The organism is Lactobacillus sp. UMNPBX19, from assembly GCF_002553805.1.
Taxonomy (GTDB): Bacteria; Bacillota; Bacilli; order Lactobacillales; family Lactobacillaceae; genus Lactobacillus.
The window spans coordinates 1-9,193 of the sequence record NZ_PCYR01000039.1 but is presented as its reverse complement, the minus strand read 5'-3'; the positions used below and the strand labels follow the sequence as shown (position 1 = coordinate 9,193).

General features: G+C 37.5%; 5 protein-coding genes and 27 tRNA genes. 31 read left to right on the top strand and 1 reads right to left on the bottom strand.

The window, feature by feature from the left end:
• The first annotated feature begins 59 nt into the window (after positions 1–59).
• From CP370_RS08545 to CP370_RS08470, 16 genes are all read left to right on the top strand, one after another.
• Positions 60–132, top strand: a tRNA-Val gene (locus CP370_RS08545).
• A gap of 2 nt (positions 133–134) precedes the next feature.
• Positions 135–207, top strand: a tRNA-Lys gene (locus CP370_RS08540).
• Between the two features lie 20 nt (positions 208–227).
• Positions 228–312: transfer RNA gene (locus CP370_RS08535), tRNA-Leu, on the top strand.
• Between the two features lies 1 nt (position 313).
• Positions 314–386: transfer RNA gene (locus CP370_RS08530), tRNA-Thr, on the top strand.
• An 18-nt stretch (positions 387–404) separates the two neighbouring features.
• Positions 405–476, top strand: a tRNA-Gly gene (locus tag CP370_RS08525).
• Between the two features lie 12 nt (positions 477–488).
• Positions 489–574: transfer RNA gene (locus CP370_RS08520), tRNA-Leu, on the top strand.
• A 9-nt stretch (positions 575–583) separates the two neighbouring features.
• Positions 584–657: transfer RNA gene (locus tag CP370_RS08515), tRNA-Arg, on the top strand.
• Between the two features lie 5 nt (positions 658–662).
• A tRNA-Pro gene (locus tag CP370_RS08510) sits at positions 663–736 on the top strand.
• Positions 737–766: 30 nt separating this feature from the next.
• A tRNA-Met gene (locus tag CP370_RS08505) sits at positions 767–840 on the top strand.
• A gap of 13 nt (positions 841–853) precedes the next feature.
• Positions 854–927 (top strand) — tRNA-Ile (locus CP370_RS08500).
• 31 nt (positions 928–958) lie between these two features.
• Positions 959–1,032, top strand: a tRNA-Met gene (locus CP370_RS08495).
• 3 nt (positions 1,033–1,035) lie between these two features.
• A tRNA-Asp gene (locus tag CP370_RS08490) sits at positions 1,036–1,108 on the top strand.
• A 4-nt stretch (positions 1,109–1,112) separates the two neighbouring features.
• A tRNA-Phe gene (locus CP370_RS08485) sits at positions 1,113–1,185 on the top strand.
• Between the two features lie 17 nt (positions 1,186–1,202).
• Positions 1,203–1,273: transfer RNA gene (locus CP370_RS08480), tRNA-Gly, on the top strand.
• An 11-nt stretch (positions 1,274–1,284) separates the two neighbouring features.
• A tRNA-Ile gene (locus tag CP370_RS08475) sits at positions 1,285–1,358 on the top strand.
• Positions 1,359–1,360: 2 nt separating this feature from the next.
• Positions 1,361–1,450: transfer RNA gene (locus CP370_RS08470), tRNA-Ser, on the top strand.
• Between the two features lie 626 nt (positions 1,451–2,076).
• Here the strand turns inward: CP370_RS08470 and CP370_RS08460 are convergent.
• Positions 2,077–2,367, bottom strand: a complete 291-nt coding sequence (locus tag CP370_RS08460) for a hypothetical protein (RefSeq protein WP_232457422.1) — start codon at positions 2,365–2,367, stop codon at positions 2,077–2,079.
• Positions 2,368–2,668: 301 nt separating this feature from the next.
• Between CP370_RS08460 and CP370_RS08455 the strand changes: the two genes are divergently transcribed.
• From CP370_RS08455 to CP370_RS08385, 15 genes are all read left to right on the top strand, one after another.
• Positions 2,669–2,740 (top strand) — tRNA-Glu (locus CP370_RS08455).
• A gap of 26 nt (positions 2,741–2,766) precedes the next feature.
• Positions 2,767–2,857 (top strand) — tRNA-Ser (locus CP370_RS08450).
• A gap of 7 nt (positions 2,858–2,864) precedes the next feature.
• Positions 2,865–2,938 (top strand) — tRNA-Met (locus tag CP370_RS08445).
• Positions 2,939–2,941: 3 nt separating this feature from the next.
• A tRNA-Asp gene (locus tag CP370_RS08440) sits at positions 2,942–3,014 on the top strand.
• 5 nt (positions 3,015–3,019) lie between these two features.
• A tRNA-Phe gene (locus tag CP370_RS08435) sits at positions 3,020–3,092 on the top strand.
• A gap of 4 nt (positions 3,093–3,096) precedes the next feature.
• Positions 3,097–3,178 (top strand) — tRNA-Tyr (locus tag CP370_RS08430).
• A 6-nt stretch (positions 3,179–3,184) separates the two neighbouring features.
• Positions 3,185–3,255: transfer RNA gene (locus tag CP370_RS08425), tRNA-Trp, on the top strand.
• 14 nt (positions 3,256–3,269) lie between these two features.
• Positions 3,270–3,342, top strand: a tRNA-His gene (locus CP370_RS08420).
• Between the two features lie 7 nt (positions 3,343–3,349).
• Positions 3,350–3,421: transfer RNA gene (locus CP370_RS08415), tRNA-Gln, on the top strand.
• Between the two features lie 20 nt (positions 3,422–3,441).
• Positions 3,442–3,512: transfer RNA gene (locus CP370_RS08410), tRNA-Cys, on the top strand.
• 31 nt (positions 3,513–3,543) lie between these two features.
• Positions 3,544–3,627: transfer RNA gene (locus tag CP370_RS08405), tRNA-Leu, on the top strand.
• Between the two features lie 115 nt (positions 3,628–3,742).
• On the top strand, positions 3,743–4,909 hold the full coding sequence (locus CP370_RS08400; protein ID WP_012846608.1) for a glycosyltransferase family 4 protein: 1,167 nt from the start codon (positions 3,743–3,745) through the stop codon (positions 4,907–4,909).
• Positions 4,902–5,945 (top strand): glycosyltransferase family 4 protein, encoded by a 1,044-nt coding sequence (locus tag CP370_RS08395; protein ID WP_012846607.1) that lies wholly within the window; start codon positions 4,902–4,904, stop codon positions 5,943–5,945. Before CP370_RS08400 ends, CP370_RS08395 begins: the two co-directional genes overlap by 8 nt.
• Positions 5,945–6,961 (top strand): lysylphosphatidylglycerol synthase transmembrane domain-containing protein, encoded by a 1,017-nt coding sequence (locus CP370_RS08390; RefSeq protein WP_087285376.1) that lies wholly within the window; start codon positions 5,945–5,947, stop codon positions 6,959–6,961. The genes CP370_RS08395 and CP370_RS08390 overlap by 1 nt, the downstream gene beginning before the upstream one ends.
• An 84-nt stretch (positions 6,962–7,045) precedes the next feature.
• Positions 7,046–9,115, top strand: coding sequence for an LTA synthase family protein (locus CP370_RS08385; RefSeq protein WP_087712682.1), 2,070 nt, complete (start codon positions 7,046–7,048; stop codon positions 9,113–9,115).
• Positions 9,116–9,193: the final 78 nt, after the last annotated feature.

Sequence of the window (9,193 nt, the reverse complement as noted above, 5' to 3'; positions counted from 1 at the left end):
AACGCCGAGAGTAGTTGGTGGGAAACTGCCTGCGAGGGTAGGCAGTCGCCGTGCTAAATGGAGGATTAGCTCAGCTGGGAGAGCATCTGCCTTACAAGCAGGAGGTCACAGGTTCGAGCCCTGTATCCTCCATCGAGTCGTTAGCTCAGTTGGTAGAGCATCTGACTTTTAATCAGAGGGTCGGCAGTTCGAGCCTGCCACGACTCATTGGCCCAGAAAAAACTCAAGCGGGTGTGGCGGAATTGGCAGACGCGCTAGATTTAGGTTCTAGTGTTTTCGGACGTGTGGGTTCAAGTCCCACCACCCGTACCATGCCGATTTAGCTCAGTTGGTAGAGCATCTGTCTTGTAAACAGGGGGTCGAAGGTTCGAGTCCTTTAATCGGCATAAAAACTTAATAAAAATGCGGAAGTAGTTCAGTGGTAGAACATCACCTTGCCATGGTGGGGGTCGCGGGTTCGAATCCCGTCTTCCGCTTATCATTATCATGCCGGGGTGGCGGAACTGGCAGACGCACGGGACTTAAAATCCCGCGGTTGGTGACAACCGTACCGGTTCGATTCCGGTCCTCGGCATATAATGATGCACCCTTAGCGCAACTGGATAGAGTGTCTGACTACGAATCAGAAGGTTGAAGGTTCAAATCCTTCAGGGTGCACACTTCGGGAAGTGGCTCAGTTTGGTAGAGCACCTGGTTTGGGACCAGGGGGTCGCAGGTTCGAATCCTGTCTTCCCGATTGTAGCTTAATAAGAAGGAAGTTACAGATGGCGGTGTAGCTCAGCTGGCTAGAGCGTCCGGTTCATACCCGGGAGGTCGAGGGTTCGATCCCCCCCGCCGCTATAGAGGTAAGCTTGGACCTTTAGCTCAGTTGGTTAGAGCAGACGGCTCATAACCGTCGGGTCGTAGGTTCGAGTCCTACAAGGTCCATAGGATCTTGGCTTTTTTTATATAAAAACATCGCGGGATGGAGCAGTCTGGTAGCTCGTCGGGCTCATAACCCGAAGGTCATAGGTTCAAATCCTGTTCCCGCAATATGGTCCCTTGGTGTAGGGGTTATCACGCCTCCCTGTCACGGAGGAGATCACCGGTCCGAATCCGGTAGGGACCGTAATGGCTCGATAGCTCAGTTGGTAGAGCAAAGGATTGAAGCTCCTTGTGTCGGCGGTTCGATTCCGTCTCGCGCCATTAGGAAGCAAGAAGTTGCGGGTATAGTTTAGTGGTAAAACGAAAGCCTTCCAAGCTTTAGTCGCGAGTCCGATTCTCGTTACCCGCTTCAAAGGAAAGGGGCCTATAGCTCAGCTGGTTAGAGCGCACGCCTGATAAGCGTGAGGTCGATGGTTCAAGTCCATTTAGGCCCATTGGAGATTTACTCAAGTGGCTGAAGAGGCGCCCCTGCTAAGGGTGTAGGTCGGTTTATACCGGCGCGAGGGTTCGAATCTCTCAATCTCCGCTTTAAAGTAAACACACTAGTGATGTCACTAGTGTGTTTTTTTGTATATTTAAAAATAAAAAACTCTTTGTTCAAGTGTATGGATGAAGAGACAGAAAAAGAATCAAATAACTATGAAGTTAACCCCCGGGTTGGATATAAACCCAACCTGGGGATTTTGCTATGGACAAATATGCAGTTGAAACTAAATTAAAAGCAATTGAATTATACGAAAGTAGTCTTGAAAGTAGATAAATCGTAGTTTTCTTCCAGGCACTTACCTTGATTGAACTAAGAAAGTTTTTTAGTCCCCGTATTATAAGTAGTAAGATGACGCTTGTGGGGAAAAGAGCGGCGAAAGTTCAGTTATGTAATAAGCGGAGAAAATTTGGATGTCTATTATACGGCCAAAAAGAGGGAAAGCAGCTATCTCTTGAAAAATTAGAGTGGGAATCTCCTTTATGCGGTAATGAGCTTTATATCTTCTCTATATGGCTTTTAAAGGTTGCTGAGGAGGAATTTGACTTTAAAATAAAATAAAGAGTTTACAGAGCGATTTTTACATATTTCAAAGTCGTATTTTTGTTAGTCTAAAAAAAGACACATGGTTCAGATGGAACGAATGTGTCTATAGTTATATGGACTAGCTAGTTTCTTGTATTTAATTCTTTAAGCAGGTTAATTATTTCTGCATTTTGCTTGATTAAGATCCAGTTTTGAATCTTTAATGTATCTTCTGGGGAAGTATTTTCCATTAGATCACTTTGAGCCGCTCTATGAAGAAGAGGCTTGTATGATGCTTCCGTATTTTCTAAGCCATATGCAGCTAAATGGGTATTAGTCATTTTATCTATATACTCATTAACTTGATTTGCATCTTTTTCAATTAATTCTTCTCTTTGCCAAGGAGTAAGTTTTGCATGATCTTCACAAATCATATTTCCATCAGCTAATTTAATTAGTTTTTTACCTTTTTTATTGTCAATAATACATCTTTCATTAGATATAAAAAAACTCCGTATACGTTTAGTGTAGCACCATATAGGCTTAAAGAGATAAAAAAAGAAATAAAGTAAAAAAAATTAAAATTAGGGGTTGCATAATTAGAATGTTTTTAGTAATATAGTTATTGCTGATGCGGAGAGTAAGAAAAAACAACACTTCAAAAAAGTTTTTGAAAAAAGTTGTTGACATCACTTTCTAAATCAAGTATGATTAATAAGTACGTTAAAAACGTATGGCCCGTTGGTCAAGTGGTTAAGACACCGCCCTTTCACGGCGGTAACATGAGTTCAAATCTCGTACGGGTCATTACCATATTAAAAGATGGTATAAATGGAGGATTACCCAAGTCCGGCTGAAGGGAACGGTCTTGAAAACCGTCAGGCGGGTTCTGCCCGCGCGTGGGTTCGAATCCCACATCCTCCTTAATCATCGCGGGATGGAGCAGTCTGGTAGCTCGTCGGGCTCATAACCCGAAGGTCATAGGTTCAAATCCTATTCCCGCAATATGGTCCCTTAGTGTAGTGGTTATCACGCCTCCCTGTCACGGAGGAGATCACCGGTCCGAATCCGGTAGGGACCGTAAATGGCTCGATAGCTCAGTTGGTAGAGCAAAGGATTGAAGCTCCTTGTGTCGGCGGTTCGATTCCGTCTCGCGCCATTCTGGAGGCCTAGCGAAGTGGCTAAACGCGGCGGTCTGTAAAACCGCTCTCTCTGAGTTCGGTGGTTCGAATCCACTGGCCTCCATTAAATAGGGATATCGTATAAAGGTAGTACATCGGTCTCCAAAACCGCTAGTGTGGGTTCAATTCCTACTATCCCTGTTTTTAATATTATGGCGGAATTGGTGAAGTGGTTAACACACCGGTTTGTGGATCCGGCATGCGTGGGTTCGATCCCCACATTCCGCCCTAACATTGGGATATAGCCAAGCGGTAAGGCAATGGACTTTGACTTCATCATGCGTTGGTTCGAATCCAACTATCCCAATTTGTTAATGATCAGAGGTTGGCGGTGTAGCCAAGTGGTAAGGCACGGGTCTGCAAAACCCTAATCATCGGTTCAAATCCGATCACCGCCTTCGCCTGAATTTCCTGATTAATTTCATTTATGGCGGTGTGGCGGAATTGGCAGACGCGTCAGACTCAAAATCTGGTGTCCCCTGGGACGTATCGGTTCGACCCCGATCACCGCTATTTATTCAGACATTCTGGCAAAAAGACGTGAGTTAATTCTCACGTCTTTTTTTTATCCAAAATTGCAACTCCTTTCTACTAACTTTATAATGTTCTTTAATGGAGGTATTTTTATATGAATATTGGGTTATTTACCGATACTTATTTTCCTCAGCTTTCTGGGGTCGCAACTTCAATTCAAACTTTAAAAAATTCTCTTGAAGCAGATGGACATTCTGTCTTCATTTTTACTACAACTGATCCTCATTTAGGAAAAGGGACTATTGAGCCAAATATTTTCAGAGTTAGTAGTGTACCTTTTGTCTCTTTTACGGATAGAAGAATTGCAGTTAGAGGTTTATTTCAGGCAACGAAAATTGCTAAGGAAGTAAAATTAGACATTGTGCATACTCAAACCGAGTTTGCAATGGGTATGATTGGAAAATATGTTGCGCATTCGTTAGATATTCCTGCTATTCATACTTACCATACTATGTATGAAGATTACTTACATTATGTATTAAATGGACATCTATTAAAGCCGTATCACGTTAAACAAATTACGAAGGCCTATCTCCATAAGATGGATGGAGTGGTTGCACCAAGTCAGCGTGTAAAAGAAACATTGAGGCGATATGGAGTTACAATTCCAATGCGTATTATTCCAACAGGAGTTGATTTAACAGCTATCAATGAAAATCCCCGTCGAGATGTCCGGAAGGAATTGGGGCTTAGTTCAAAAGATAAAGTTATTCTCACGCTAAGTAGGGTAGCAGCTGAAAAGAAAATAGACCAGATTTTAGATGTTTTACCTGAAATTTTAGAAAAAGAGCCTAACGTAAAGTTTGTAATTGCCGGCGATGGTCCTGATGTACATCCATTAAAAGATCAAGTTGCTCGACTTTCTTTAGAAGACTATGTAACTTTCGCAGGTAGTGTTGAACACAGTGATGTTGGAAATTATTATCGTATGGCCGACTTATTCGTATCCGCAAGTGATACTGAAACGCAAGGTTTAACCTATATTGAGGCATTAGCCGCTGGAACAAAAAGTGTAGTGTACAGTACCGATTACACGGAGAATGTTTTTGATAATAAGGAGTTAGGCTGCACCTTTAAAACAAAGGATGAGATGAAAAATGAGATTCTTGATTATTTAAAAGAAGATCGATTTACCATTCCTGAAAATATAAAGAAAAATAAATTGGTAGATGTATCAGCAGCTACTTTTGCACATAAAACAGAAGATTTTTATCAAGATGCAATTCAAAATAAACGAACAACTGAGGTAAATTATGATTAGAATTAATATGTTTTCCCAGGCTGATTCAGTTCAGGGACAGGGTGTGGGATCTGCGTATAGAGAGCTAGTGCGCTTACTTAGGTCCCGCTTAGTAGAAGATTTTTATGTAACTATTAATAAATATGGAGCAAGCGATCTAACGCATTACCATACTATAAATCCTACATATTTTGCTAATAGTTTTTTACCTAGTCGTGGAAGAAAAATTGGATATGTGCATTTTCTGCCGGAAACATTAGAAGGATCTGTTAAGCTCCCTGAACCAGCAAAAAGTATCTTCTATAAGTACGTTATTGATTTTTATAAAAGAATGGATCAGATAGTAGTAGTTAATCCAATCTTTATTGATAAATTAGTGAAGTACGGAATCAGCAAAGACAAAGTAAAATACATTCCTAATTTTGTAGCAAAAAGTGAATTTTATGAGCAAAGTCAAGTACAAAAAAACGCCTTTAGGAATAAATTGCATATTCCGTTAGATAAGTTTGTAATTGTCGGAGATGGACAAGTTCAAGAAAGAAAAGGTGTGGATGACTTTGCGAAGTTAGCAGAAGCCAATCCAGATGTTCAATTTATTTGGGCTGGTGGATTCTCATTCGGTAAAATGACAGATGGATATGCTCATTTTAAGAAGTTAATTGATGATCCTCCAAAAAATTTGAAATTTACTGGTATTGTGCCACGAGAAGAATTAGTTAGCTATTTAAACATTGCTGACTTATTTTTACTCCCATCTTTCGATGAATTATTTCCAATGTCAGTTTTAGAAGCTTTTTCATGTAATACTCCTGTTTTATTACGTGATTTGGATTTATATCAAGCTATTATTGACGGGTATTATATGAAAGGCAAGGATTTTACTGAGTTAAACGCTCAAATTAAATCCGTAGTATCATATCCTGAAAAATTAAAGAAGTATCAAGATTTATCTGCTCAAGCCAGTCAAGAATATTCTGAAGACCATCTTGCTAAAATATGGCATGACTTTTACATGGAACAATATGAAATTGGTAGAAAGTTAGGACAAATCAAATAATGAACAAAAAACATTTTATAGGGATGCTGATTGTTCTTTTAATTAGTGGCTTTGTTATTTGGCAAGAATTACGGAAAACACCAATTAAGGCATTATGGGGAGCAAGTAAAAAATTAAATTTAACTTTCTTGCTGTTAGTTTTATTGGTAATGGTTTTGTCGTATGTCTGTGAAGCTGCTATTATTTGGATTTTAGAGCATAAAAAGGGAGATCCACATCGCTCGGCATGGTCTTTTTTCAGAATTCCAATTATTCAAGCTTTATTTAATGCGATAACACCCCTGTCTACAGGTGGTCAACCTTCTCAGTTAGTAGCCATGATTCAGATGGGAATAGAAGGTGGACGGGCGACATCTATTCTGTTAATGAAATTTATAATTTATCAAATTTGCGTTTTATTTGCGTACGTATCGACAATTATTTTTGGTTTTCATATGGTAGTAGCCAAATTTTCAGGATTAGCCTTGTTTATTTTAATTGGTTTTATTCTTCATGTAAGTTCCATAATTTTTCTATTAGCAATTATGTTTGCATATCGATGGACAAAAAATATTACTAATTGGGTCATGGATTTACTGGAAAAATTTATGAATAAAAATACTGTTGAAAAATGGCGTAAGAATACGATGGAGAAAATTGAAACTTTTTATGCAGAAGGACAGAACTTAAAACGTGAAAAGAAAAAATTATTAGGTGCCAGTATTTTGACTATTGGTCAACTTCTATGTTTCTATTCAATTCCGTACTTGATCTTGTTAGCATTAAATTTAACACCTTCTTGGCTAGACGTTACGCAGATGAACATTATGATTATCATGTTTATGGCAATTGTTCCAATTCCAGGAGCATCTGGTGGAGCAGAATTTAGTTTTCAGACATTGTTTTCTACTTTTATTCATTCAAATATTTTGTTGACTCTAGGGATGTTCTTATGGCGTTTTACTACCTACTTTTTTGGAATAATTTTAGGAATATTCGGTTGGCTCTTTAAGCCCAAGAAAGTAAAAAGTCATTAAAATTCCTTAAATTTGCTATTTTAATTTATCAAAACCATTTTTTAGTAGTAATATCATGAAAGAACAAAGTTGAGGAGGACTTAGATGGGACGCCTAAAAGCATCATATAATTGGTTAACTAAAACTAAATTAGGCTTTTTCACTGTAGTTGTTGTATTTTTTTGGATAAAAACATATTTAACCTATATAACAAAGTTTAATTTAGGTGTAGTGGGCTCAATGCAAAATTTTTTGCTACTGATAAATCCACTGCCAACTGCTATTTTATTAATTGGAATTGGTTTATTTTTTAAGGGTAGGAAATCCTACTGGATTATGGTCATAATTGATTTTCTTTTATCTCTTTGGCTATTTTCAAATATATTATATTATCGAGAATTCTCTGATTTTTTATCTACTTCTATCATTAAAACGTCCGGATCTACTTCTGATAATTTAGGAAAAAGTATTGCGGGCATCACAAAAGGAACAGATTTTTTAGTATTTTTAGATGTAGTTATTATTGTTCTACTAATAGCTTTTAAAGTTTTTAAAATTGATGTTCGACGTCTAAAATTAAAGGTTTCACTTTTAATTGAAGGCTTAGCTGTAGTATTGATTGGTACTAATTTAACTATGGCACAAAAGGATCGTTCTGGTTTATTGACTAGAACTTTTGATAATAACTATATTGTTAAATATTTAGGATTAAATGCTTTTGCAGTGTATGACGGAGTAAAAACTGCTCAAAATAATGCAATTATGGCTAAAGCAAACCATAGTGATCTAAAAACTGTTCAGTCGTATATCAAGAAAAATTATATTGCCCCTAATCCGGAATATTATGGCGTGGCAAAGAATAAGAATGTATTGGTAATCCACTTAGAGAGTTTCCAGCAATTTTTAATTGATTATAAGTGGCATGGAAAAGAAGTTACACCTAACTTGAATAAGTTATATCATGCTAATGATACTATTAGTTTTGATAATTTCTTTAATCAAGTAGGACAGGGTAAGACTTCCGATGCTGAAATGATGCTAGAAAACTCTATTTTTGGTTTACAATCAGGATCTGCTATGTCAAGTTATGGAACATCTAACACTTTTGAAAGTGCTCCAGCTATACTAGGTCAAAAGGCTGGCTACACTAGTGCAGTTATGCATGGTGGGGCAGGTTCATTCTGGAATCGTGATAATGCTTATAAGTCTTTTGGCTACAATTATTTCATGCCTTTATCTTATTATCAAAATAAAAAAGGATATTACTTAGGATATGGAATTAAGGATAAGCTTTTCTTTGATCAGTCGATTAAATATATGGAGCATTTACCACAGCCATTTTATTTAAAGATGATTACGGTAACGAACCACTATCCATATGATTTAGATAAGAAAAATCAATCCATTGATAAAACTGATACTGGTGATAAAACAGTAGATGGATATGTTCAAACTGCTCATTATCTTGACCAAGCAATTGGAGAATTGATGAGCTATCTGAAGAAATCTGGTTTAGAGAAGAATACTCTAATTATGCTTTATGGAGATCACTACGGAATTTCTGGAAATCATCATAAGGCGTCTGCCCAATTATTGGATAAAGATAGCTTTAATAATTTTGATAATCTCCAATTCCAACGGGTACCATTAATGTTCCACATGCCTGGACTTAAGGGTGGTATTAATCATACCTATGGTGGCGAGATTGACGTTAGACCAACTTTATTTAATTTATTAGGAATTAATGACCAAAATATGATTCAGTTTGGACATAGTCTTTTGGCTAAAAATGCTCCACAAATTGTTGCCCAGCGAAATGGTGACTTTATTACTCCAAAATATAGTAAAGTGGAAGGAAGTTATTACTACACGCAATCAGGAAAGCGAATAACTCATCCAAGCAAGAAAGTAAAGGCCCAATTAGCATCCATTTCTAATACAGTAACGACCGAGCTCTCCTTATCAGACCGAGTAATTACAGGAAATCTTTTGCGCTTCTATAAGCCAGATGGATTTGAATATGTGAAGAGAAAAAATTATTCATATAAGAAATCTGATTCGTTAAAACGATTGAAAAAGGCTGAGAAGAAGAGTAAGAATAGTGTCTGGTATCGGAATGGTAAAAAGACAACTCAAAGTGATTTCAAGACAGATGCCCCAGAATTGAAAAAATAATTAAAAATTGTGTTAAGTGATTATACTTAACACAATTTTTTTATATCCGAATTTTACAGCTTAAATCTCAATTAAAAT